The following is a 23,768-nucleotide window of genomic DNA, read 5'->3' as shown; positions in this document are numbered from 1 at the left end:
CCAGTCCCGCGCGAGAGCCGCGCGGCCAGGCGAGGCCAGGCGAGGCCAGGCCAGGCCAGGCCAGGCGAGGTCAGGCACGAGCTCGCGTCGGGTGGCGCGGATCAGGGCGTGGGCGCGCCGGGCGACGGCGCGGGGAGCGCCGGACCCTTGGGCGCGGGGTGATCGGGCTGCTTCGCGGGCGCCCCGGGAGCGGTGACGGCCGGCGGGGCCACGGTGCCCGCGGTGCCCGCGCTCGGAGAGGCGGCACCCGGGGCGGCCGGCGTCGTCCCCTCGGCGCCAGGCTCTGGGGCGGCCGCGCCCATGCCCGCGGGCAGCTCGGCGTGGACGTCGCTGGTCCCCTCGTCGGCGTCGGTGTTCGGCGCGTGGTACCGCGGCGCCTCACCGGGCCGCGAGTAGTCGATCCAGAACGCCGGCGCCGCGCGCACGTCGAGGTGCACGAACACGCTGTTCGGGTAGTAACCCACGCCCACGTTGTGCAGCGTGCGGCAGAAGTCTCGCACGGCGGTGTTCGGCACCCCTTGCACGCGGAAGTCCATCGCCTTGCCGTGGTTGTGGTTGGAGTGCGGCGTGTACTGCTTGGGCGAGAACGGCCGGAAGCCGCTCACCACCTCGAGCTTGCGGCCACCAAAGTGGTTCGACACGATGCCGAGCAAGGCCACGAGGCGCGGGTCGGGGGCATGGGTCGCCCCGCCCGACGAGTGCATGATCTGCTTCACCTTCGCGAGCGCCGCCGGCGGGACGCGGCCACCGGCGCTGACCCGAACGGTGGCCTCCTCGCTCGTGCCAAACCTTACGAACTGCACCACGTTCGGGTGCTTGGGCTTGCCCGCGAACGCGGTCGGGGCCGCGCCCGCGCCCTTGACCGCGGGGCCTGGGGGAGCCGCCTTCGCCTGCGCGGCCTCGCGCTCCGCACCCTTCTTGTCGCCGACCTTCGCGGCCTTCTCCGCTTCCTTGGGCTTCGCCTCCGCCGCGGGCTTCGCGGGCTTCGCGCCCTTGTCGGCCGTGCTGGGCTTGCCCTTCTCGGCCTTGGGCGCGACGCCGGGGATGGTGATGCTGTCGCCTACGCGGAGGCGCTTGGGGTTCAGGTTCGGGTTCGCGGCGAGGATGGCCCTCGCCGTCACGTGGTACCGCCCGGCGATGGTGTTGAGCGTGTGACCCTTCCCGATGACGTGCGTCACGTCGGCTGCGGCGGAGCCTGGCGCCAAGGTGGCGCCGACGACGAGGAGCGCGGCGACGAGCGAGCGAGAGCGAGCGAGAGAGAGGGGCCCCATCCGGCCCTGCTTAGCGCATCTCGCGCCGAAGGCCACCGCTCCGGGGCACCGGACCGCGAAACCCGCCAAAATGTGTGGGTGCCGGCGCATTTTTTGACGTTGTGCCGCCACAATGAAAGGATTCTCATGGTCTCCCTCCCCGCCGCCGGGGTAGGACCACGGCCGGCTCGGTCCGCGAGCCACCTTCGAGCGCGAAGTAAGGAAGTATCTATGGGTGAGGGCAAGAACCTGGTCGGCGTCGACATCGGGGCGAGCTCCATCAAAGTCGTCCAGCTCAAGGAGTCGCGGAAGAAGTTCCAGGTCATCCGCGCGGGCTACGCGCCACTGCCTCCGCAGACCATCGTGGATGGCCACGTCATGAGCTCGGGCGTCATCGTCGACAGCCTCCTCAAGATCTTCGAAGAGCAGAAGATCTCTCAGAAAGACGTGGCGATCGGCGTCTACGGCCAGTCGGTCATCGTCCGCAAGATCACCGTCCCGATGATGACGGCGGCGGAGCTCGACGAGCAGATCGGATGGGAGGCCGAGCAGCACATCCCGTTCGACATCAAGGTCATGTCGATCGACTACGAGGTGCTCCGCAAGCGCCCCGAGGCCGGCCAGATGGACCTCGTCCTGGTCGCCGCCAAGAAGGACGAAATCAACGATTTCGCGTCGATCCTACGCGAGGCCAACCTCCGGCCCATCGTCGTCGACATCAACGCGTTCACCGTCCAGAACATCTTCGAGCAGCAGCAGGGGCTGCCCGAGGCGGGCACCGTCGCGCTGCTCAACGTGGGGGCCGCCGTCTCGTCGCTCAACATCATCTCGGGTGGCATCTCGGCGTTCACGCGCGAGATCGCGAACGCGGGCTCGTCGATCACAGAAGAGATCCAGAAGCAGTGCAACGTCCCGTTCGAGCAGGCTGAGGCCTACAAGTGCGGTGGCGGGCCGACGCAGATCGTGCCGCAAGAGGTGCATGAGGTGATCCAGTCCGCGTGCGACGGTCTCGCCGGCGAGATCCAGCGCTCGCTCGACTTCTACCTGGCCACCAGCGGTGAGGCCGAGATCACCAAGATCTGCATCTCCGGGGGGACCGCCTATCTCGCGCCGCTCTGCAAGGCGATCGAGAGGCGCGCGCGGGTGCCCGTCCAGGTGTTCGACCCGCTCAGTGGGCTGGCGGTCGACACGAAATTCGTCAACGAAGCCGAGATGCGATCGCGCTCTGCGCAGATGGTCGTCGCCCTCGGCCTCGCGCTGCGCTGCGACAAGGAGCGAAGGGTATGATTCGCGTCAACCTCCTGCCGAACAAGAAGCAGTCTCGGCGGACCGATCTGTCGTTCCTGTCGCGCTTCACCAGCATGACCAGCGGCGGCGGCGGCTCGTCGTCCTCGAGCGACAGCGAGGGCAGCCAAGCGTGGCTCGGTGTTCTCTTGGGGGTCGTGGTCCTCGAGGTGCTCATTCTCCTCGTGGTCTACAAGACCAAGGGCGATCAGCTCACCAAGGCGAAGGACAGAAACCTCGCCCACACGGCGACGATCACCTCCATCCAGGCGAACATCTCTCAGCACGAGCAGCTCAAGGCGCAGCTTACCGAGCTACGCGAACGCGAGAACGCGATCGCGAAGCTCCAGGCGGCGCGCACGGGCCCCACCGCTACGCTCCTCGAGCTCTCCAAGATCCTGAGCCCCGGCCGCGGGCCGACCGTCGATCGCGACAAGCTCGAGCAGCTGCGGCGCGACAACCCGCTGGCCGTGCCCAACCCGAACTGGGACACGCATCGCCTCTGGCTGACCACGTACGCGGAGAAGGACCGCGTGGTGAAGGTCGGCGGCCTCGCGCGCGACGGCGAAGACGTCTCGGAGCTCTTGCGCCGCCTCGCCCTCAGCGACTTCTTCTACGACGTCAAGCTGCTCCCGGCTTCGAAGGAGATTGACCCGACGACCAAGCTCGAGCTCGTCAAGTTCGAGTTCAGCGCCATGGTGAGGTACTAAATGGCCGCCGCGTCGATCAGCCTCTCCAAGCTCTCGCTCCCCGCGAAGGTAGGCTTCGGACTCTTCCTCGTCGTGCTCGTCGCCGTCGGTTACTACGTGGTGCTCCACACCGACGTCGTCGCGAAGATCGAGCAGGAGGGCCGCCGCTCGAAGGAGCTCGAGGCCCAAATCGTGAGCCTCCGCCAGGCGGAGGCCAGCTACATCCAAGACCGCGAAGAGCTCGCCATGCGCCAGCAGAAGCAGCGTGAGCTCAACAAGATCCTGCCTGCCGAGACCGAGGCCGCGGCGTTCCTGTCGGCCATCCAACAGGTCTCGAACATCAGCGGCACCAACCTGAAGGCGTGGCAGCCCCAAGAAGAGGTCCCCGCAACCTTCTACGCGAAGGTCCCGATGCGCCTCGAGCTGTCGGGCAAGTTCCACCAGATCGGCAAGTTCATGTTCGAGATCGGCAAACAGGACCGCATCATCAACCTCGAGAACGTCGAGCTGAGCGATCCCAAGGTCGAGGGCGAAGACGTGGTGCTGAAGGCCATGTGCCTCGCGACGACGTTCCATCTCATCAAGCCCGCCGCCGCACCTGGTACGCCTGGTGCGCCTGGTGCGCCTGGTGCGCCTGGCGCGCCTGGCCAGGCGGGGGCGCCGAAATGAGCCGCCTCTCCAAGGGGATCGCCCTCGTGGGGCTCGCGGCCCTCAGCTTGGTCGTCGGAGCCGGCTGCAAGGAGCCCAAGCGCTTCGACGCGGTGCTCAATACGGGACCCACCGTGGCGGACGCGGGCGTCGCCGCGCTCGACGCCGCCGCGCTCCCCCCCAGCCAGGTCGTGAAGGTCGACTACTCCGAGGGCGACTTCGTCGAGGCTGACCAGAACCGCGATCCGTTCCGCTCGTTCGCCGCGACGCTGGACGAGACCCGGAAGGGTCCCAAGCCCGCGAACCAGCGCAAGGTGCTCCTGGGGCAGTACAGCCTCGACGAGCTGAAGCTCGCTGCCATCGTGACCGGGGGAGACTACCCGCGCGCGATGCTCATCGATCCGGGCGGCAAGGGGTGGGTTCTGAAGCGCGGCGACTTCCTCGGCCGTCCCGACACCGTGCACGTCGGGGGCGCGAACGGGGCCGACTACCAGCTCAACTGGCGCGTAGACCGGGTCCGGGCCACCGACGTCGTCCTGGTGCGTGAGGACCCGGCCCAGCCGAACCTCCCGCCCTCGACGAGGGTGCTCGCGCTCCACCCTGAAGGCGAACCCAAGCTGCAGCTCGACTGAGGGGCGGCGAAATGCTGGCGAGCCCGGAGAGCGAAGCGTGATACTGGTGACGCTGGCGAGGTCCCTCCGGGACGGGCGGGGCACGCGATGCGAGACAACAGCGAAATAGCGCACGACAAACTGGCCTCTTCGAGCGGCCTCGTTCTACGTTCGTTGATAGCGCGCACCTCCAGGTGCGCCGCGCGAGAGCCGAGCCGGCGATCGCGAGCCTGCGCGGAGCTCATCCGCGGCCTAGGGAGTCCCTGATGCACCGGTCGAAATCGCGAACGCGCCGAATCCTCGGGAGTGGAACGCCGCTCCTGCTCGCGGCGGCCTTCGCACACGTGATGTTCCTGCACCCCGGCGTGGCGCTCGCGGCGGGTGAAGGCAACCACGTGCGCGACGTGGTGGCCCACGCGCTCGAGTCGACGGCCGGACCGGGCACGGAGCTCGTTCTTCGCGGCACCAGCGCCCCGGCGTTCTCGCTCCGCGTCGAGTCCGGAGGCAAGCGCCTCGTCGTCGACATCGCGAACGCGGACCTGTCGGGCGGGGGCGAGCCTATCACCAGCCCCGTGGGCCTCGTGGGCGGTGCGCTCACGCAGACCTTCAAGACCTCGGCGGGCACCATGACCCGCCTGACCGTGAACCTCTTGAAGCCCGCGAGCTACCGGGTCTTCGCGGACGGGAACGACCTCCGCGTCCAGCTCGCGCCAGCCGCGCAGACCGCCCCAGGCGCGCCGTCGCTCTTTCCTGCGCCCGCTGCGGCGCAGGCCGTGGCTTCTCCCGAGCTGGCCGACGTCCGCTTCGAGCGTCGCAAGGTTGGCAAGGGCCAGACCGATCGCGTCATCATCCAGGCGAGCGAGGTCCCCTCGTACCAGCTCGCCGCAGGGCACGATGGCCGCCTGCGCCTCACCATGAAGAACGTCCGCGTGCCCGCGAACCTCGCGCGCGCGCTCGAGCTCGGCGCGTTCGGCGGCCCGGTCCGCAAGGTGTCCACGTCGTTCGACGCGCAGACCCACTCCGCCGTCATCGAGCTCGAGCGAGCCGGCGACGACCAGGGAGTGCTCTCCGTCGAGGGCAAGCAGATCGTCTGGTCGTTCGACGCGGCCCCCGCCGCGCACGCGAAGGGCCCCGCTCGCGACACGTCGAAGACCGTGACCGTCGCGCGTGAGCGCCCGCTCGCCGAGGGGCCGCGCGTCGAGACCAGCATTCGCCCCGTCGAGCCCGGACACGAAGGCGTGGACGCCGAAGTGTCGGGCGGTGGCGAGGCTGGCTTCACCTCCACGATGAACGCGCAGGCGGGTCGCTACTCGGGTCGTCGCATCGATCTCGACCTGAAGGACGCGGACATCCACAACATCCTGCGCCTGCTGGCCGACGTCGGCCGGGTGAACATCGTGACCGCCGACGACGTGTCCGGCAGCGTCACCATCCGCATGCGCAACGTGCCGTGGGATCAAGCGCTCGACGTCGTGCTCCAGGCGAAGGGCCTCGGCATGGTGCGGTCGGGCAATCTCATCCGCGTCGCGCCGCTCGCCGCGCTGCAGAAAGAGCGCGAGCTCCGCCTCGCCGCAGCCCGCCAAGAGTACGAGCTTACCCCGCTCGAAACTCGATTGATTCCGGTAAGTTACGCGCGGGCCGACGAAATTCAGGCCCGCGCCAAGGACCTGCTCTCGCCGCGCGGCTCGATCGCGGTCGACGAGCGCACGAACGTGCTCATCGCCCGCGACATCTCGGGCGGCCTCGACAACATCGAGCAGCTCGTCCGCGCCCTCGACACGCAGACCCCGCAGGTGCTCATCGAGGCGCGCATCGTCGAGGCCACGAGCCGCTACCAGCGCGACATCGGTATCCAGTGGGGCGGCGACGCGTCCTTCTCCGAGGCCACCGGCAACCCCACGGGCATCGCGTTCCCGTCCAGCGTCGGCGTCGCCGGCGGTAACTATGACGGCCAGTCGCCCACGCAGGGTCTCTCGCCCACTCAGCCCGTCATCGACGCCCCGAACTACGCGGTCAACCTCCCGGCCGCGGTCGGTACCGGGCAAGGCGGCGCGCTCGGCATCTCCCTCGGCTCCATCAACAACGCGTTCAACCTCGGCGTCCGCCTCTCGGCGGCCGAGGCGAGCGGTCTGCTGCGCATCGTGTCGAGCCCGCGCATCCTCACCCTCGACAACCGCGAGGCGCGCATCAATCAGGGCACGCTCATCCCGTTCGCGCAGCTCTCTGCCCAGGGCGTCCAGACCACCTTCCAGGAGGCGAAGCTGCAGCTCCTGGTGCGCCCGCACGTCACCGCCGACGGGTCGGTGTCGATGCACGTCAAGATCAACCGCGACGAGCCCGACTTCAACCAGACCTCGGCGCGCGGCGATCCCACGATCCTCAAGCGCGAGGCCGAGACCGACCTGCTCGTGATGGACGGCCACACGGCCGTCATCGGCGGCATCTACACCCGCAACACGGGTCGCAACCTCGACCAGGTCCCGTTCTTCGGCGACATCCCGATCCTCGGCGTGCTCTTCCAGCGTCGTCGCGCCAGCGACACCCGCAACGAGCTGGTGATCTTCCTCACCCCCCGGATCGTGAACCGCGCCGAAGCGCTCGGGCGCTGAGCCCGCGGACGCCCCCGCCCGATGGGAGAGCACCGCCTCCACGCCCGCTGCCGGTGCCTCTCCGGGGGCACCGAACACACGGAGCAGCGGAGCCAAGCCGCGCAAGGCCGCCCGTTCGCGTTCGCGTTCGCGACGAGCCCTCGCAACTTCGAGCGTGATCGCCCCTTCGTCATCGAGCACCTCGCGCTCGACCTCGGCCTCTCGTTCGAGAAACACGAGGTCGCTGGCACGGCGACGCTGCACGTCCGCCGGGTGAGCCCGACGGCGTCGGCGATCACCCTCGACGCCGTGGGCTTCACGCTCTCGGCGGTCGAGGTGGGAGGCGCCCGCGCCGACTTCATCTACGACGGCTGCGCGCTCCGGGTGGAGCTGGGCGACCTCGAAGAGGCCATCGTGCGCGTCGTGTACACCTGCACGCCGCGCCGCGGGCTCTACTTCATCGAGCCCGACGAGCACCGCCCGCACCTGCCACGCCAGGCGTGGACTCAGTGCCAAGAGGAGGACGCGCGGCACTTCTTCCCCTCCCACGACAAGCCCCACGTGAAGATGACCACCGAGCTGTCGGTGGTCGTCCCGCCGGGCTACACGGCGCTCTCGAACGGGCACCTCGCGGCGCGCGAGCCGCGCCCCGACGGCGTCCTCTTCCATTGGAAGATGAGCGAGCCTCACCCGAGCTACCTGCTCACGCTGGTGGTCGGCGAGCTCGAGGTGCTCGAGGACGACGGCCCCGCGCCCCTCACGTATTACGTGCCGCCGGGGCGCGCCGCCGACGCCCGCCGTACGTTCGCGCAAACCGCGGAAATGATGCGTTTCTTTGGCCATCGTTTCGCGTCGCCGTATCCCTGGAGCAAGTACGCGCAGGCGGTCGTCTCCGACTTCTTCTTCGGGGGAATGGAGAACACCACCGCGACGACGCTCTACGAGCACGTGCTGCTCGACGAGCGCGCCGCGCTCGACGGCACGAGCGACGACCTCATCGCGCACGAGCTCGCCCACCAGTGGTTCGGCGATCTGGTCACGTGCCGCGACTGGTCGGAGGCGTGGCTCAACGAAGGCTTCGCGACGTTCTGCGAGCACCTCTTCCGCGAGCACCGCCTCGGGCTCGACGAGTACGAGTACGGGCTCAAGACCGACCTCGCCAACTACGTGGCGGAGGCGCGCGGCCGCTACCGCCGCCCCCTGGTCTGCCTCGACTACGACGCCCCGCTCGATCTGTTCGACCGCCACCTCTACGAGAAGGGCGGGCTCGTGCTCCACGTGCTGCGCCGCACCGTCGGGGACGACGGCTTCTTCGCCGGCGTCGCGCACTACCTTCGCGCGCACGCGAAGGGCCTCGTCGAGACGCGCGATCTCCAGCGCGCTCTCGAGCGCGTGTCGGGTCGCAGCCTCGGGCGCGCCTTCGAGGAGCTCGTGCACCGGGCCGGTCACGTCGAGCTCGAGGTGTCGTTCGCGTGGGACGAGGGCATCTTGCTCGTCACGGTCAAGCAGGGGCAGGCGGCGACCGACGGAGTGCCCTCCGTCTTCCACGCGCCGCTCGTGCTCGACTGCGCGACCGCGACCGAGCGCGGTCGCCCGGTGGTGAAGCGCCTCGAAGTCGAGCTCACGCAGCGCCACCAGGTGTTCGCGCTCCCTTCGCCGCGTCGCCCTCGCTTCGTCGTCGTCGATCCCGACCTGCGGGTGCTCGGCGAGGTGAGCGTCCGCGGTCCGCTCGACATGCTCCGCGAGCAGCTCGCCCACGCGCCCACGGCGCGGGGTCGGTGGCTCGCCGCGGGCAGCCTCTCCCGGGTCGACGACCCCCCCACGCGAGCCGCGCTCGCGGCGCGCCTCCACGACGAGCACGAGTTCTGGGGTGTCCGCGCCGAGTGCGCCACGGCGCTCGGCCGCTCACGCGCGCCGGACGCGTTCGAGGCCCTCGAGCGCGCGCTCGGCGTGACCTCGCCGAAGGTCCGCCGTGCCGTCGCAGAGGCGCTGGGCGCGAGCCGCACCGCGGCGGCGGCGACGCTCCTCGCCCACGTCGCGCGCTCCGACGCGAGCTACTTCGTCAGCGCGGAAGCAGCGCGCTCGCTCGGCAAGACGCGCCAAGGCGGCGCCCTCGACGACCTCGTAGAGCTCCTCGATCGCCCCTCGTGGGCCGAGGTTGTGCGGACCGGCGCGATCGACGGGCTCGCGTCGCTGCGCGATCCGCGCGCGTTGCCCCACCTCCGCGCCAAGACCCGCTACGGGCAGGCGCCGAGGGCGCGCCGAGCCGCCGCGCTCGCGATCGGTAGGCTCTCCGAGGCGCGCGACGATCGCGAGCTGCTCGAGGAGCTGCTCGACGATCGCGACCCGCTGCTGCGCCAAGACGTCGCGCGCGCCCTCCAGCTCATGGGCGATCCGCGCGCGCGAGGCGCCCTCCGTGCCCGCGAGGGCGTCGAAGACGACGTGCGTGTGCGCCGCCGTCTCCGCGAGGTCCTCCGCGACCTCACGGGCGACCGCAAAGCGGGCGCACACGAAGCTGAGGCGGAGCTCGAGAAGCTCCGCGCCCACGCGCACGACCTCGAGACACGCCTCCGGAAGCTCGAGGCGCGCGTCGGGCCCGAGCGCCCCACGAAGCTCCGCGCAGCGAAGCCGACCCGCGACTCAGCCAAGGCCACCAAGGCCACCAAGGCCACCAAGGCCACCAAGGCCACCAAGGCCACCAAGGCCACCAAGGCCACCAAGGCAAAGGCGCCCGCCCTCCCGCCGCGCGAGCCACGCACGAAGTAGGCGCACGCCCAGCGTGAGTTCCGCCTTGAGTTCCGGCGAGCGAATCACGACACTGCCGCCCATGGCAGACGAGAGCTTCCCCGTCGAGGTCGACCAGCGCGGCACCGTCGCGGTCTTCACGATCACGCGCCCCGAGCGCATGAACAGCCTATCCCGAGGCACCCTCCGCGCCCTCGGCAAGCTCACACGCGAGGCGATCGCCAACCCGTCGGTGCGCGCGATCGTCCTGACGGGCGCCGGCCAGAAGGCCTTCTGCGCGGGCGCCGACCTAAAAGAGCGGCAGGGCATGTCGGAGAACGACGTGCGCCTCCAGGTCGAGCTCTATCGCGAAGAGCTCGGCGTGCTCGATCGCTCGCCGAAGCCGGTCGTCGCCGCGATCAACGGCGTGGCCTTCGGCGGCGGCCTCGAGCTCGCGCTCATGTGCGATCTCCGCGTCGCCGCGCCTCACGCGGTGCTCGCGCTCCCCGAGACCACCCTCGGCATCATCCCGGGTGCCGGTGGCACGCAGCGCCTCCCGCGCGTGGTGGGCGAGGCGCGGGCGAAAGAAATGATCCTCCTCGGCCGCCGCGTCGAGGCGCCCGAGGCGCTCGCGTGGGGCCTCGTGAACCGCGTCTCTCCCGCGGCCACCGACGTGGTCGACGACACCGTCGCGTGGCTCCACCCCATCGCCGAGGGCGCGCCCATCGCGCAAGCGGCCGCGCTCGAAGCGATCGATCGCTCGTTCGACACCACGCTCGCGTTGGGGCTCGAGCTCGAGAAGGTGAGCTACGACAAGGTGCTCGTGAGCGCCGATCGCCGCGAGGCGCTCGAGGCCTTCGCGGCCAAGCGCCCGCCCCGCTTCGAAGGCCGGTAGCCGCGCCCGCTACAGCTTCGCGGGGCCGCCGACGGGCCGCGGCCCGCGCGGCTTCGCGACGAAGTGGTAGACCTTCTTGGTCTTCTCGAGCGAGAACGTTTGGTTGAACACCACCACGTCGTCTCGCGCCGGCATCACGAAGCTCCGCCCCGGGTTCTTGGGGAGCAGCTTCGGGTTCTCGTCGGTCTTGAGCTGCACCTCGAACTGCTCGCCCGGCTTCACGTCCAGCGCGAAGTGCGCGGCCCCCGAGCTGTCGGTCCGCGCGACCACGTTCCCTAGGAACACCACAGGCAGGTTCCCGCCGCCGTCGGCGCGGATGCCGACCACCACGCGACGCACGAGGGGCGGGCACGCGATCGCGTACTCGGGGACCCGCCCGTCGGCCAGGCGTCGCAGCGCCACGACGATGGGCGCGGGCTGCTGGTTGGTCTCGGGGCACTTCACCACGAGCTGGGCCTGATCGCCCTCGTTGCCGCGCAGCGCGACGAGCGCGCGCCCGTCGGCCTGGGTGACCCCCACCTCCTTGTCCTGGTGGAGCACCTTCGCCCCCGCGAGCGGGCGGTTCGGGTCGGAGTCGACGCGCAGCGAGAACTTGAACGCTGGCACCGGCGCGGGCTCGAGCTGCTTGCCGCAGCCGAGCGCGGTGATCGCGCCGGCGAGGCCGACGCTCAACCAGAGAAGCCGAGAGGTCAACGTGCGTGGCATGCCTCAAGCGTTCCGTACGGAGCGCGTCTCGTCAAGCGCAGCGCCACCGCTTCGAGCCTCGCTGCATATTCCACATACGCGGTAACGATCCACTCCAGCTGGATCCTCTCCGCACCATGGTGAATCCATTCGGATCCTGCGGAAGTGTCCTACATGTGCGAGCCGCCCGCCTTCCCTGAAGAATTCTCCAATGATTTCGTGAAACGCTCGAAAGTCGGCGCTCCGAGACCTCGGCTTGTGGCATGGCACGAGTCTTGGATATACCCTCATCGTGCAAGCCTCCTCGCCCCTCCACCTTGAGCTCCCCGGCTCCGCTACGGGAGGAACTTCCATGACGAAGCGCGTTCGCACGACCCGCCCTACCGCCTCGCGCATCGCGCGCAGCCCGCGGCGCCGTCCTGGTAGAGTACGCTCTCCTCCTCACGTTCGTCGCCGTCCCCACCATGGTGGGGATCACCGCCGGCGGCGTGAAGATGCTCGCAGACTATCGTTCGTCACGTACCACACTCATGGCGCCTATCCCCTGATAGGCCCCGTTCACCCTCAACTGCACCCTCAACTGCCTGCAACCCCTCTCGGAGAAGAACATGAACAAGCAGATCCTTCGCATGAAGTCCCGCGGCGCCTCCATGGTCGAGTACGCGCTCCTCCTCGTCGCCGTCCTGCTGCTCGCCGCTGCGGCCTTCAAGGCGCTCGGCCCCGTCGTCGGTCGCTCGGCCACGAACGCGACCCAGCAGCTCTGATCCGCTTGCGCGTGTGTGCGGCCTGCTCGGCTTGGGTGACCGAGCAGGCCCCCGCGTCCTCGCGGACACGCGCACGACCCACACGCCACGCGAAAAAAAAGCGCCCGTATTCGGTAGCCATGGTGCCATGATTCCCTTTCTCATCGCAGCGGTCATCGTAAGTGGCATCGCTGCGGTGTACGACATGAAGTCGGGCCAGATACCCAATTGGGTGACGCTACCGGCGCTGTTTCTCGCCCCCATCGCCCACTTCGTCGCTGCCTCTGCGCAGGGCATAGCCTCGGACGAAGCTGCCTTTGAAGGCGGCTTCTCCGTCGCAGGGGCCTGTGTGACCGCGGTCGTCCCGCTGGTCCTCTATCGCCAGAACGCGATCGGCGGCGGCGACTTGAAGCTCCTCGCGGCGCTTGGCGCGCTCTGCCACCCGTCGCTCGGCCTCGAGCTCGAGATGTACGCCTTCATGGCGGCGCTCGTGATCGCGCCGGCGCGGCTCGCCTACGACGGCAAGCTCTTCAGGACACTGAAGAACACCATCTATCTGATGTTCAATCCCGTCTTGCCCAAAGAAAAGCGCAAGGCGGTCGAGCCCGAGGCCATGACGTGGTTTCGCCTGGGGCCGTGTATTTTTATCGGCGTCGCCGTGACCACCGCCTTCCATTGGGGGTCGAAATGAAGTCGCTCAGGTCGGTATTTTTTAATCCTGCGCCGCATGAGTCAGGCTCCGCCGACTCCGGCAGCTCCGACTCGGCTTCTGCGCCCGCGTCGCTCCTCCACGATCGTCGCGGAGCGGCCCTGGTCGAGTTCGTCATCGCCGTCGTGCCTTTGCTCACCACGTTCTTCTCCTTCGTACAGGTGGCGAAGATCTACACCGTCAACCTCGGCGTTCAGCACGCGGCGATCACCGCGGCGCGCGCGGCCATCGTGATGGTGAAGAAGCCCACCAACCCCGGCGAAAAGGGCAGCAACACCGACGTCAAGCAGGCCGCCGGCCTCGCGCTGAGCCCCTGGATCACGAGCGGCTCCGTCTCGAACGTCAGCGTCTCGGTCCAAGACGGTTCGAGCATGTCCGACGTCTACGGACCCGTTCGGGTGCGCGTGCAGGCGACCTACAGCTGCACGGTCCCCATGGGTCGACTCATCTGTCCCGGCTCTCGCAAGATCCTCACGGCCGAAGCGACGATGCCCAATCAAGGCGCAAGGTACAAGGTGGACTGATGACAACCGCAACCTTCGACCAGCTCGGAACTCGCGACGTGCGTGACCTGCGCGAGGACACGCGCGGCGCCGTGATGGTGATGGGCCTCTTCATGGCCACGTTCCTCATCGGCGCGATGTGGTTCATGAAGGGCATCGGCGACGCCGTCGTCTTCAAAGACCGCATGCAAGAGAGCGCGGACCACGTGGCCTTCACGTCGGCCGTCGTCCACGCCCGCGGCATGAACATCATCAGCGTGATCAACATCGTGATGTACGTCATCGCGCTGATCTGGGTGATCCTGTGCGTCCTGAAGGACCTGCTCGATCTCGCCGTCACGCTGCTCACCACCTGCGCTGCCACCATCGTCGGGTGCGCCTTCTGCTGCGAAGCCTTGCCGGTCGCCACCGCGGCCGACCGCGCGGTCACCGTCGCGAAGAACGCCTACGAGGCCTCGGCCGTGAACATTGGCCTGCCGGCGCTCAGCCTGACCGGCACCGCGGTGGCCATCGGCTACCCGTGGTACGGCACCTACGCTGGCTACAGCGTGGGGTCCGACTACAAGACGACCGGGCTCGCGATCGGGCCGTCGAATATCCCGGGGTTCAACTTCTCGATGAACCTCGACAAGTACTTTGGCGGCGGCAAGCCTCCGTCGGTGCCCGCGACCGGCGCGGCCGGCGCCCCAGCGGCCGGCGGCGCGAAGCCCACCACCTTCGGCATGAAGCTCGGCCTTCCGGTCACGCTCGCCGAAAACGCAGAGCTCTGCCTGCGCGTCACCGACTCAGTGGGCAGCTTCTTCCCGAGCTTCCTCGGCTCCATCATCTCCTGGGTCGGCGGGCGCTTCGTCGAAGGGCGCGGCTACTGCAACGGAGGTGTGTGGAAGAACCAGAACCTCGGCTGGAAGAAGTGGTACGGCCCCGCGTCGAATGGCAACGACTGGCTGCAAATCTGGTCGATTCTCACGCCTACGAAGTACGACGAAGGCTTCGCGGAGAGCAAGGTGGCGCTCGCCATCGGGAGCAAGGGCGCCGTGTACTCCCAAGCGGTCGCCGCTCGCGGCCGCGTCCCCCAGGCCCCCATCTACTCCGCCCAGGCCGAGTTCTACTACGACTGCGACGCGAAGTTTGCCGACGCCAAGTGCAATGGGGACAGCTCGACCGAGGTCACCTTCAACATGCGGTGGATGGCCCGTATCCGCCACGTGAAGTCTCCGTCGCTCGGCTCGCTGCTCGGCGGCGCCCTCGCCGACCTCTTCATCGGCCCGGTGGCCGACTTCCTCGGCGGCAAGCTCGGCGACTCCATCAAGGGCAGCGACGCGTACAAGTCGATTGAAGGCGCCATCGGTAAGGGCGGTCCGTTCGCTGGCGCCATCGTGGACGACACCATCAAGAAGGGCACCGCGGCGGCCAGCGGCGCAATCAACGGCGCGCTCGGCATCGACCCCACGGGCCCGGTCATCCCCCAGATGCTCCACTAGAACCCAGGACCCAACCATGAAGAAGTCCCGCAAATTCTCCCTTCGGGGAGCGGCGATGGTGGAAGCGGCGGTGGTGCTGCCGGTGATGGTCTCCTTCCTCGGACTCACCATGATGATGGGCAACGCGTACACGGTGAAGCTCACGCAGAACCAGCAGGCGCGCTCCATGGCGCTCGACTACGCCTCTCACCAGTGCCAGCGGCAGGTGATTCAGTACGGAAACACGAGCCGCTCGCAGGGCTCCGCGGGGGTGGGAGGCGGCGTCGGCGCCGCCGACAGCCAGTCGGCCGAGGCCCTCGCGAACGCTCCAGGGCAGGCGAAGACCAGCGGCTTCATGGCGAAGACCCAGGTCACGTACGCCTCGACCACCGTCATCAATCCGAAGCCCAACACCTCCACCCGGGGGATGGGGCTCTCGCTCAAGGTCAACAGTCTCACGTCGACCGCCGTGTGCAACGAGACACCGGAAGACGGCAGCTTCAGCGGCATGTTCGGCTACGTTAAGGGTAAGATCGCTGGCGCGGCGAACTAGGAGTTTGGTCCCATGAACCGAAGTGAGGCCAGGGGCGGTCGCCATGAACATGCTCGGCCCCCTGCTCATCGCCTGGCGAAACGCCAAGGGCTTCAACAGCGCCCGCGCACAGCAAATCCGCGGCGCGGGCCGCGCAGCTGCGGTCGTGCTCGTGGCGGGTCTCGGCGTTGGCCTGTTCGCGACCCACACCGCTAAGGCCGATATCGGCAAGGCGACCCTCAAGTTTGGCCGCGAGATCGCGCCGCTCGCGAGCGACGGCGCCAGTGAAGTCCGCCTCAACGGCCAGAGCTTCTTCCTTCGCGAAGGCATGACCGACGCGACGGTGAAGTCGATTCTGGACGACTATGAGGGCCGCTGCGAGCAAGACAAAGGCGCCCTTGGAGAGCTCTGGTCGCAGGTGCCCAAGGCGAACATGGTGGTCGACGGGCACAAGCTGCCGAAGACGATGCACTCGGGCATCCTCCGCACCCAGGGGAGCACGGGCGAGGGCGCGGTGATGTGCCTCATCAAGGGAGAGCGCACGTCCAACAGCGCCACGGACGCCCTCAAGAATTTCGCCGAGTCGCAGGACCTTGGCGACCTCGGCAAGCTTCGGTACGTCTATGCGCGGGAGACCACCCACGGCACCCGCGTGGTCACCGCCTGGACCGACAACTCCTTTAGTTTCGCGAAGATCGCCAACACGGACGGCACCGCTCCCGGCAGCGACTCGCTCCTCCCGCGCCCCAACGGCGCCAAGCGCCTCATGACGGCCGAGGTCGTCGGCAGCCCGTATGGCGTGCGCATCTACGAGACCTCGCTGGCGCCAGAGGACGTGGGCGTCTTCTACGACAAGTGGGCCGCCAGCACGGGCGACTGGCGCTCGATCGCCCCCGAGCACCCCGAAGGCACGATGCGGGCGTACTTCAACGGCGGCACCCAGGTGATCATCACCGCGCGGCGCGCGGCCGGCTCTGGAACCACCGCCATGTCGATCATGGAAGTGGTCCCCGGCGTCAAGCCCCAGGACCTCGATCTCCAATGAGCTCCCTCGCGCGGATCAGCGGCTCGGTCGCGACCTTCTTCGGCGCCTGGCTGCTCGCCTTCTCCCCCTCGAGCTCGGTGCGCTGTGCGGGGTCGGCTGACTTGTCGTCCGAGGGCGTGGAGCTGGTCGAGCAGGCCTGCGCCGACGCCGAGCAGGCCACGGCGTGCGGGCAGCGCTGCGACCAGGGCAGCACCTACTGTTCGTCGCTCTGTCTGAAGAAGGAAGAGCCCTGCTTCAAGGCCTGCAAGACGACCGAGGAAGAGGCGAAGAAGCAGAAGACGCTGAACGACAACAAGTGCCTCAGCAAGTGCGCCGACAAGCTGAAGCCCTGCATCGACAAGTGCCACGCGGTTCGGGCCGCCTGCCGCGGGAAGTGCCCGTCTCCCTGAAGGCAAGCTCGCGCTTCTCTCGTCGCGCGGCGTGGGGTATGCTCCTGTGATGCGCTCCCGGCGGACCGTCGCGCTCTGGGCTCGGTGACCCGATGACGGAGCCTACCCTTGGAAAATACCGCCTCCTGGGGGAGCTTGGGCGGGGAGGCATGGCGACGGTCTACCTCGCCGCCGCCGAGGGGCCGAGCCGCTTCACCAAGCTCGTCGTCGTCAAGCAGCTGAAGGCAGAGCTCGCGGAGGAGTACGAGTTTCGCGAGATGTTCCTCGACGAGGCGCGGCTCGCGGCGCGCCTAAACCACCCGAACATCGTCCAGACCTACGAGGTCATGGACGGCGACGGGAAGTACATGCTGGTCATGGAGTACCTGGAGGGGCAGCCCCTCTCCAACGTGCGCTCCCGCCTCATTCGCAAAGGAGCGCTCTCGGTCGACTCTCACGTCCGTGTCCTCGCCGAGGTGCTCGAGGGCCTCCACGCCGCGCACGAGGCGGTCGACTGGGACGGGACGCCGCTCAACGTCGTGCATCGCGACGTGAGCCCGCACAACGTCTTCGTCACCTTCGACGGCCAGGTGAAGGTCGTCGACTTCGGCGTCGCGAAGGCGGCGACGTCGTCGCAGAAGACGCAAACCGGCGTCATCAAAGGAAAAATTTCCTATATGGCGCCCGAGCAGGCGCTGGGCCGTAAGGTGGATCGCCGCGCGGACATCTTCGCCGTGGGCATCATGCTGTGGGAGGCCGTCGCGGGCCGACGCATGTGGAAGGATCTCCCGGACGCAGGGATCATCCACTACCTCGCGATGGGCGAGCTGCCGAAGCTCACCGAGTTCGCCCCAGACGCGCCACCGGCGCTGGTTGAGGTGTGCGCTCGCGCGCTCGCGCCCAAGCCGGACGACCGGTTCTCCACCGCGGCCGCGATGCGCGCCCCGATCGACGCGTACTTGGCGACGCTCGACCCGCCCCCGCAGCTTCGCCCAGTGGGCACGGCGGTCGCCGAGCACTTCGCGGAGGAGCGCGCGCGTATCCGCGCCGTCATCGAGCGACAGCTCTCGAGGGGCCCGCTCATGGTCACGGGCGAGCTCGCCCCGCTCGACCTCCCGCAGTTGCCCACCGCCGACGCGTCGCTTCCCACGGGCGGGCCGCAGCCTAGCCTGGTGGCCTCCGCCGCCGCCCCTGTCGTGGGCGTGACGCTCGCCGGCCAGGAGCGCAGCTCGACCCCTGGCACCGGGCTCTCGATGGCCTCCGCGACCGGCCCCGAGGTCCACGGCGCCCCGCCACCGAGCCGCAACATCGCCCTCGTGATCTCGACCAGCGCCACGGCGCTCGGGCTGCTTTCGCTCGCGATCGTCCTCGTCTGGCGTGCGACGCAGGCCACCGCGCCCGCCCCGCCGCCGGCGGCCACCCTCGTGAGCCCGCCGAGCGCGACTGCCCTGCCGGTCGCCTTGGCGTCCGCACCGTCCGCGAGCGCCCTCGCCTCGGCGAGCGCCGCGCCCACCGCATCCGCGTCGCCTACCAAGGGCGCTCACACGAACGCGGCGGGGCACCCCAAGGCGGCGCCGTCCTCGCCGGTGCCCGCCGTGAAGCCGCCCGCGACCGGGGACATCATCCTCCAGCGGTGACGCCGTCCGATTCGCTCGGGCCGCGCGCTTTTCATCGCCGGCGCGGTCGCCCGTCCGCGTAACGTGTCTCCCGTATGTTCCGCAAGGCTCCGCGCGTTCTCCGCCTCGGACTGACAGCCCTCTCACTGGTGGGCCTCTTCGGCGTGTCCGCCGTGGCCTACGCCGACGACGTCGCCGACGAGGCGGACTTCCAGTTTCGGCTCGCAGCGAAGCGCTACGAGGTCGGCGACTTCAACGGCGCGCTCGAGCATTTTCTGGCCTCCAACAGGCTCGTTCCCAACAAGAACGTGCTCTTCAACATCGCGCGGACCTACGAGCAGCTGAAGCAGCCGGCGGACGCGTACCGCTACTACCAGCGCGCGCTGGACGGAGAGCCCGACCCCGCGATCCGGACTCGCATCGGCGACGCCATCGCGCGCATCAGGCCGCTCGTCGCGGTCGTCCGCGTGGAGTCGACCCCGCCAGGCGCGACGCTCTTCATCGACCGCAAGGACCTCGGAGCGCGCGGGCAGACGCCCATGGTCCTCGCGCTGCCTGCCGGCCGCTACACCTTCCTCGGCGAGCGAGCGGCCCACGAGCCCGGCAAGGTCGAGGGGGTCGAGCTGAAGCTCGGCACCGACACGACCGTTCGAATCCCGCTCGCGCCAATCTTCGGGACTCTTCGGGTCGAGGGCGACCCGACCGGCGCGGAAGTTCGGCTCGCTCCGGAGGACGCGAAGCCGCTCTGCGTGATCCCGTGCACGGAGCGCCTGCCGATGGGCCGCCGGACGCTGTACGTCACGAAGAACGGATTTCAGGGAGTCGAGGTGGCGGCCGAGATCGCCGCGAACGCGACCACCGTCGTGCGTCCGCGCCTCGCCGCCGTGTTCGGCACGCTCCTCGTGTCCGCTGACGTCCGCGAAGCGCTGGTGACGGTCGACGGCAACGCGAGCGGATTCACCCCCGCCGTGCTGTCGATCACCGAAGGTGAACATGAGGTGCGCGTCGAGAAGGGCGGCTACCGCGCCGTGGTCCGCAAGGTCAGGGTGCGGAAGCAGACTCAGGCCAAGGTGGAGGCCGAGCTGCTCGAGCTCGACGAGGTCGCCGCGGCTTCGCGCTCGCTCGAGTCGGTGGAGGACGCGCCCGCGTCGGTCACCATCATCACCGGCGCCGAGCTCCGCGCGATGGGCTACCCCACCATCTCGGAGGCCGTGCGTGGTGTGCGCGGCATGTACCTGAGCGACGATCGAAACTACGAAGCGGTCGGCGTGCGTGGCTTCTCGAGGCCCGGCGACTATGGCAATCGCATCCTGGTGACGATCGACGGGCAGTCCACGAACGACAACTACGCCGGCTCGTCCCTGGTGGGGTTCCACGCCCGTGTGGACCTCGACGACATCGACCGCATCGAGGTGGTCCGAGGCCCGGGGTCCGTCCTCTACGGTACCGGTGCGTTCTTCGGTGTCATCAACCTCGTCACTCGCAGCCGTCAGGTGCGCACGCACGGAGAGGTCGCCGGAGGCACCGCGCTCGACGGCGTCGGTCGTGCGCGCGCGACCGGGGTTCTGCGGCTAGGCGAAGACGGGGGCGTGTGGACCTCCCTCGCGATCGCCCGGAGCGGCGGCCGGGACTTCTACTTCCCCGAGTACCGGAACGACCCCCGCGCGACGGACCCCGAGCTCGGGGCCGACGGCCTCCCGTCCGACGGCAACGTCCGCAACGCGGATGGCTTCAGCGCCGGCTCGATCGGGGGGCGTGCCTGGTGGCGCTTCATCACGGTGCAGTGGATGCTGTCGCATCGGACCAAGAGCATCCCCACCGGCGCGTACGAGTCGGTCCTCGGCGACCCGCGCAGCAAGGTCCGCGACACACGCGGGCTCGTCGAGCTGCGCGTCGAGCCCAACCTCGGCAAGCGCGTGGAGAGCCTCTCGCGCGTGCACCTGAACCTCTACAACTACTACGGCACCTACGGGTCTGATCCGCGCCCGAGCCTCGAGACCGAGGTGTTCTACGGGAAGTGGATCGGCGGCGAGCAGCGCCTCGTCCTGAAGCCCGCCGACTCCCTGCGCATCACCGTCGGCGCCGAGCTCATCGGGCACCTCCAGGCGAGGCAGTTCGCGGCCGACGCGTCGCAGGTCTACACGAACCGCAACGACCCCTACATGAACGCCGCCGGCTACCTGGTCGGCGACATCACGCCCGTGAAGGCCGTGAAGATTTCCGCGGGCGCCCGCGTCGACTACTACTCGAACGTCGCCTTCGATCCGCTCGGCGCGACGAACCCGCGCCTCGCGCTGATCTTCGACACGTGGAAGGGCGGAAAGATCAAGCTGCTCGGCGGCAAGGCGTTCCGCTCGCCGAGCGTCTACGAGCTCTTCTCGAACGGCTCCGATCGGGCCGCCGCCGCGGACCTGAAGCCCGAGCAGGTCACCTCGGGCGAGGTCGAGGTGTCGCAGCGAATTTCGCCGACGCTCGTCGCGCTCCTTGCAGGATACACGAACTACGTCAGCGGCCTGATCGAGCTGAAGGAGATCTCGGCGGGCAAGCTCCGCTACGAGAACAGCGACTCGCCCGTCCTCGTCGCGGGTGGCGAGGCGGAGCTGCGACGCGAGTGGCGTCAGGGCTTCATGGCCAGCGCCACCGTCTCGGTGCAGAAGGCGCGGTACCTCGACGCTCCAACGCTCCGCCAGGTCCCCAACTCGCCGGTGGTGCTCGGCTCGGTGAAGGGCGCGGCGCCGATCGTGGGGAGATCGCTGATGGCCATGATGCGCGTCTCGGTCGAGGGGCCGCGCTTCGACTCGGACAACGAAGTGACCGACCCGCCCCAGGGCTCGTCGCGCGCGGGCATCGTCGGCGACCTCGTGTTCTCCGGCGAGATCGAGCGCCTGAACGCTCGGTACGCCGTGGGCGCGTACAACCTCGCGGATTCCCGCTACGAATCGATTCCGAGCCGCGAGTTCCGCCAGCGCACGATCCTGCAGAACGGGCGCAGCTTCCTCGCGAACGTGAGCGTGAGCTTCTGAGGCCGCGCGGACGCCCGCAGCGGATTCGTGCCGTGGGGATGGAACCGCGCGCTGCGTCGCGGTCGCCGCGTCGGGACGCGCGCGATGAGGCTTCCTGCGTCGCGGAATTGTCGCTACCGTGGACAAACTCATGAAACCGCAAGCGAGCGCCTCGCGCGCCACAGTACGGCGTCGCCGCCCGGAGGGTGAGGAGATCCCCATGACGAACACGAGCCTGTGCTCGGACGCCCACGCGGAGGCCACTTCGTGAATCGTCGCGCCCTCGCCATCGCCGTCGTGGTCGGCATCCTCGGGATCTTCCTGCTCTTTCTGTACCAGCGCCGCTTCGAGGTCGAGGCCTCCGGCGGTGAGCGCGTGCGCGTGCTCACCGTCGTCAAGCAGGTCGATCGCGGCAAGGCGCTGAGCGAAGACAACATCGCGACGCGCGAGATCCCGATCGCTTACGTCGAAGAGCGCTCCGTGAAGGAGGCCGAGAAGTCGAAGATCTTGAACCTCCGCGTGGGCACCACCGTGAAGGCCGGTCAGACCCTCATGTGGACCGACCTCGCCACGGCGAACGAGGACCGCAAGGAGCTCAGCGTGCTCGTGCAGCCGGGCTACCGCGCGGTGTCGATCCGCACCGCCCGCGACGACTCGAGCATCGCGCTCATCCGCCCGGGCGACTACGTCGACGTCATCGGCGTCCTCGGCGCCGGCGGCATCAGCGAGGCGAAGAACGCGGTGGTGCTCCTCCAGCGCGTCCTCGTGCTCGCGACGGGCGTCGACACGTCGGTCGAGGCGAGCGAGAGCCGCGACAAGTCGGCCGATCGCGAGAACCTCCTCACGCTGAGCCTCACGCTCCCGGAGGCCCAGATCCTCGCCCTCGCCGCCGAGCGTGGCCGCCTCGCGGTCGCGGTCCGCAACCCCGAGGACAACAAGACCACGGTCGGTCTGGTCGACATCAACATGGACGCAATCTTGAAGCCCGAGCAGCGGGCCACCATCCCTGGCGTGCGTACACCCAGGGGGCCCACCGTGATCGGTGGCGGAGGACAGAACCCGTGATGCTTAGCTTGAAGCGCTCCACACGTATCTTCTGGCTCGCGGGGGCGATGGGGGTCGCCTCGGCGATCTCGCTCTCCATCGTGCCTCGCGCCGCCGCGGCGCAGGGCTCGCAGAAGCGCGAGGACATCGCGCTCGCCATCGGCGAGACCAAGACCATCCCCGCGTCCGGCATCGACCAGTACACCGAGGGTCAGGCCGGCATCGTGAGCGTGCAGCTCACCGACGACAAGTCGCAGTTCGTGCTCCGCGCCGTGAAGCCCGGCTCCACCACGCTGCTCCTCATCCGCAAGGACAAGTCGCAGGTGACGTACGACATCTCGGTGGCTCAGCGCCCGCCGCAGGTGGTCGAGAAGGAGCTCGTGCAGCTCCTCGAGGGCATCCCGGGCATTCGGGTGCGTCGAGTGGGCGGCCGCGTGTTCATCGAGGGCGGCGTCTCGAGCGAATCCGACTCCAAGCGCATCCAGCAGATCGCCTCGCTGTATCAAGGGCAGGTCGAGTCGGTGGTCACGGTGGGGCAGGGCGCCGCCGACCGTAAGCTGTTGATGCGACTCGACTTTTACTTCGTCCAGTACGAGAAGAGCTGGAACTACACGGTGGGCATCGGGTGGCCCGACGCCATCGGCGGCGTCTCCGGCCAAGGCCAGCAGATCGTCGCCACGCGCATCGACTTCGACTTCATCGCCAAGACCGCCACGCGCGCCGAGGCGAACATCGTGAACCAGCCCATGCCGCGCCTCGACATCGGGTCGCGCTACGGCTGGGTGCGCATCATGAAGCAGTCGACGGTCATCACGTCGAACGGCTCCGAGGCCACCTTCCAGAGCGGCGGCGAGCAGAACTTCCAGCAGGTCACCGCGAACTCGGTAGGCCTCGTCAAGGTGCAGTTCGGCACGAACGTGACCGTGCTGCCGCGGTACGACGTCAACTCGAAGGACGTCGAGATCAAGCTCGCGGCCGATGTGGCCGACCTCACGCCGGCGGCCTCGGGCACGGTGCCGGGGCGCTCGACCACCAAGCTCGAGACCCTCGTCACGCTGAAGCTTGGCCAAGCGCTCGTCCTCTCGGGAATCAAGACCCAGACCCGTCGCCGCGACAGCGCGGGCCTGCCGGGCCTCGCGCAGCTGCCCGTCGTCGGGGCGCTCTTCGGGAGCCAGCGCTGGGACAACGCCGAGACCGAAGGCGCTGTGTTCATCATCCCCAGCGTCGTGGACTCGGTGCCGAAGAGCTCGCTCGAGATCATCAACAACGCCTTGAACAGCTTCAAGGACTACTCGGGGGACATCGACAACGTGGAGGCCTTCCCGAAGGCTCCCCCATCGGCCAAGTAAGCGGCCAAGTAAGCGGCCAAGTAA

At 68.8% G+C, this 23,768-nt stretch carries 20 protein-coding genes; 18 read left to right on the top strand and 2 right to left on the bottom strand.

Annotated elements, in window-relative coordinates:
- Window positions 1-101: 101 nt before the first annotated feature.
- The gene (locus IPQ09_08185) at window positions 102-1,271 is read right to left on the bottom strand and encodes a DUF882 domain-containing protein (GenBank protein MBL0194190.1); all 1,170 of its coding nucleotides are present in this window, start codon (window positions 1,269-1,271) and stop codon (window positions 102-104) included.
- Between the two features lie 210 nt (window positions 1,272-1,481).
- On the opposite strand from IPQ09_08185, the gene pilM reads away from it, so the two are divergent.
- From pilM to IPQ09_08150, 7 genes are all read left to right on the top strand, one after another.
- The gene (pilM, locus tag IPQ09_08180; GenBank protein MBL0194189.1) at window positions 1,482-2,537 is read left to right on the top strand and encodes a type IV pilus assembly protein PilM; all 1,056 of its coding nucleotides are present in this window, start codon (window positions 1,482-1,484) and stop codon (window positions 2,535-2,537) included.
- Between the two features lie 74 nt (window positions 2,538-2,611).
- Window positions 2,612-3,244 (top strand): PilN domain-containing protein, encoded by a 633-nt coding sequence (locus IPQ09_08175; protein ID MBL0194188.1) that lies wholly within the window; start codon window positions 2,612-2,614, stop codon window positions 3,242-3,244.
- A complete protein-coding gene (gene pilO, locus IPQ09_08170) occupies window positions 3,245-3,892 on the top strand; it encodes a type 4a pilus biogenesis protein PilO (protein MBL0194187.1) in 648 nt (215 codons plus the stop codon).
- Window positions 3,889-4,503 (top strand): pilus assembly protein PilP, encoded by a 615-nt coding sequence (locus IPQ09_08165; protein ID MBL0194186.1) that lies wholly within the window; start codon window positions 3,889-3,891, stop codon window positions 4,501-4,503. Before pilO ends, IPQ09_08165 begins: the two co-directional genes overlap by 4 nt.
- Window positions 4,504-4,829: 326 nt before the next feature.
- A complete protein-coding gene (gene pilQ / locus IPQ09_08160; GenBank protein ID MBL0194185.1) occupies window positions 4,830-7,091 on the top strand; it encodes a type IV pilus secretin PilQ in 2,262 nt (753 codons plus the stop codon).
- A gap of 21 nt (window positions 7,092-7,112) precedes the next feature.
- Window positions 7,113-9,836: a HEAT repeat domain-containing protein gene (locus IPQ09_08155; GenBank protein ID MBL0194184.1), complete on the top strand. Its 2,724-nt coding sequence runs from the start codon at window positions 7,113-7,115 to the stop codon at window positions 9,834-9,836.
- 61 nt (window positions 9,837-9,897) lie between these two features.
- A complete protein-coding gene (locus IPQ09_08150; GenBank protein MBL0194183.1) occupies window positions 9,898-10,689 on the top strand; it encodes an enoyl-CoA hydratase/isomerase family protein in 792 nt (263 codons plus the stop codon).
- Window positions 10,690-10,698: 9 nt separating this feature from the next.
- On the opposite strand, the gene IPQ09_08145 is transcribed toward IPQ09_08150, so the two are convergent.
- The gene (locus IPQ09_08145) at window positions 10,699-11,394 is read right to left on the bottom strand and encodes a hypothetical protein (protein ID MBL0194182.1); all 696 of its coding nucleotides are present in this window, start codon (window positions 11,392-11,394) and stop codon (window positions 10,699-10,701) included.
- Between the two features lie 587 nt (window positions 11,395-11,981).
- On the opposite strand from IPQ09_08145, the gene IPQ09_08140 reads away from it, so the two are divergent.
- The 11 genes from IPQ09_08140 (at window position 11,982) to IPQ09_08090 (ending at window position 23,744) form a co-directional block, all read left to right on the top strand.
- On the top strand, window positions 11,982-12,137 hold the full coding sequence (locus IPQ09_08140; protein ID MBL0194181.1) for a hypothetical protein: 156 nt from the start codon (window positions 11,982-11,984) through the stop codon (window positions 12,135-12,137).
- Between the two features lie 127 nt (window positions 12,138-12,264).
- The gene (locus tag IPQ09_08135; protein ID MBL0194180.1) at window positions 12,265-12,807 is read left to right on the top strand and encodes a prepilin peptidase; all 543 of its coding nucleotides are present in this window, start codon (window positions 12,265-12,267) and stop codon (window positions 12,805-12,807) included.
- On the top strand, window positions 12,804-13,349 hold the full coding sequence (locus IPQ09_08130; GenBank protein ID MBL0194179.1) for a pilus assembly protein: 546 nt from the start codon (window positions 12,804-12,806) through the stop codon (window positions 13,347-13,349). Before IPQ09_08135 ends, IPQ09_08130 begins: the two co-directional genes overlap by 4 nt.
- The gene (locus IPQ09_08125; protein ID MBL0194178.1) at window positions 13,349-14,809 is read left to right on the top strand and encodes a hypothetical protein; all 1,461 of its coding nucleotides are present in this window, start codon (window positions 13,349-13,351) and stop codon (window positions 14,807-14,809) included. The genes IPQ09_08130 and IPQ09_08125 overlap by 1 nt, the downstream gene beginning before the upstream one ends.
- Window positions 14,810-14,825: 16 nt before the next feature.
- Window positions 14,826-15,341 (top strand): pilus assembly protein, encoded by a 516-nt coding sequence (locus IPQ09_08120; GenBank protein MBL0194177.1) that lies wholly within the window; start codon window positions 14,826-14,828, stop codon window positions 15,339-15,341.
- Window positions 15,342-15,384: 43 nt separating this feature from the next.
- Window positions 15,385-16,365, top strand: coding sequence for a hypothetical protein (locus IPQ09_08115; protein ID MBL0194176.1), 981 nt, complete (start codon window positions 15,385-15,387; stop codon window positions 16,363-16,365).
- Complete coding sequence (locus tag IPQ09_08110) at window positions 16,362-16,754, top strand: hypothetical protein (GenBank protein ID MBL0194175.1); 393 nt, start codon at window positions 16,362-16,364, stop codon at window positions 16,752-16,754. Before IPQ09_08115 ends, IPQ09_08110 begins: the two co-directional genes overlap by 4 nt.
- A 92-nt stretch (window positions 16,755-16,846) precedes the next feature.
- A complete protein-coding gene (locus IPQ09_08105) occupies window positions 16,847-18,370 on the top strand; it encodes a serine/threonine protein kinase (protein MBL0194174.1) in 1,524 nt (507 codons plus the stop codon).
- Between the two features lie 74 nt (window positions 18,371-18,444).
- Entirely contained in the window at window positions 18,445-21,372 is a 2,928-nt protein-coding gene (locus tag IPQ09_08100) for a TonB-dependent receptor (protein ID MBL0194173.1), read from the top strand.
- Between the two features lie 246 nt (window positions 21,373-21,618).
- Window positions 21,619-22,416: a Flp pilus assembly protein CpaB gene (gene cpaB, locus IPQ09_08095; GenBank protein ID MBL0194172.1), complete on the top strand. Its 798-nt coding sequence runs from the start codon at window positions 21,619-21,621 to the stop codon at window positions 22,414-22,416.
- The gene (locus IPQ09_08090; protein ID MBL0194171.1) at window positions 22,413-23,744 is read left to right on the top strand and encodes a hypothetical protein; all 1,332 of its coding nucleotides are present in this window, start codon (window positions 22,413-22,415) and stop codon (window positions 23,742-23,744) included. The genes cpaB and IPQ09_08090 overlap by 4 nt, the downstream gene beginning before the upstream one ends.
- Window positions 23,745-23,768: the final 24 nt, after the last annotated feature.

The organism is Myxococcales bacterium (assembly GCA_016720545.1).
Taxonomy (GTDB): Bacteria; Myxococcota_A; Polyangia; order Polyangiales; family Polyangiaceae; genus JAAFHV01.
Note: the sequence above shows the minus strand (reverse complement) of the source record. Positions and strands in the feature narration are given on the sequence as shown.

Coding starts and splice junctions, on each gene's coding strand:
- pilM (MBL0194189.1), top strand. CDS start 1,482: ATGGGTGAGGGCAAGAACCTGGTCGGCGTCGACATCGGGGCGAGCTCC.
- IPQ09_08130 (MBL0194179.1), top strand. CDS start 12,804: ATGAAGTCGCTCAGGTCGGTATTTTTTAATCCTGCGCCGCATGAGTCA.
- IPQ09_08110 (MBL0194175.1), top strand. CDS start 16,362: ATGAGCTCCCTCGCGCGGATCAGCGGCTCGGTCGCGACCTTCTTCGGC.
- IPQ09_08145 (MBL0194182.1), bottom strand. CDS start 11,394: ATGCCACGCACGTTGACCTCTCGGCTTCTCTGGTTGAGCGTCGGCCTC.
- IPQ09_08165 (MBL0194186.1), top strand. CDS start 3,889: ATGAGCCGCCTCTCCAAGGGGATCGCCCTCGTGGGGCTCGCGGCCCTC.
- IPQ09_08100 (MBL0194173.1), top strand. CDS start 18,445: ATGTTCCGCAAGGCTCCGCGCGTTCTCCGCCTCGGACTGACAGCCCTC.
- IPQ09_08135 (MBL0194180.1), top strand. CDS start 12,265: ATGATTCCCTTTCTCATCGCAGCGGTCATCGTAAGTGGCATCGCTGCG.
- pilQ (MBL0194185.1), top strand. CDS start 4,830: ATGTTCCTGCACCCCGGCGTGGCGCTCGCGGCGGGTGAAGGCAACCAC.
- IPQ09_08155 (MBL0194184.1), top strand. CDS start 7,113: ATGGGAGAGCACCGCCTCCACGCCCGCTGCCGGTGCCTCTCCGGGGGC.
- IPQ09_08175 (MBL0194188.1), top strand. CDS start 2,612: ATGACCAGCGGCGGCGGCGGCTCGTCGTCCTCGAGCGACAGCGAGGGC.
- IPQ09_08105 (MBL0194174.1), top strand. CDS start 16,847: ATGACGGAGCCTACCCTTGGAAAATACCGCCTCCTGGGGGAGCTTGGG.
- IPQ09_08115 (MBL0194176.1), top strand. CDS start 15,385: ATGAACATGCTCGGCCCCCTGCTCATCGCCTGGCGAAACGCCAAGGGC.
- IPQ09_08185 (MBL0194190.1), bottom strand. CDS start 1,271: ATGGGGCCCCTCTCTCTCGCTCGCTCTCGCTCGCTCGTCGCCGCGCTC.
- IPQ09_08140 (MBL0194181.1), top strand. CDS start 11,982: ATGAACAAGCAGATCCTTCGCATGAAGTCCCGCGGCGCCTCCATGGTC.
- IPQ09_08150 (MBL0194183.1), top strand. CDS start 9,898: ATGGCAGACGAGAGCTTCCCCGTCGAGGTCGACCAGCGCGGCACCGTC.
- IPQ09_08120 (MBL0194177.1), top strand. CDS start 14,826: ATGAAGAAGTCCCGCAAATTCTCCCTTCGGGGAGCGGCGATGGTGGAA.
- IPQ09_08125 (MBL0194178.1), top strand. CDS start 13,349: ATGACAACCGCAACCTTCGACCAGCTCGGAACTCGCGACGTGCGTGAC.
- pilO (MBL0194187.1), top strand. CDS start 3,245: ATGGCCGCCGCGTCGATCAGCCTCTCCAAGCTCTCGCTCCCCGCGAAG.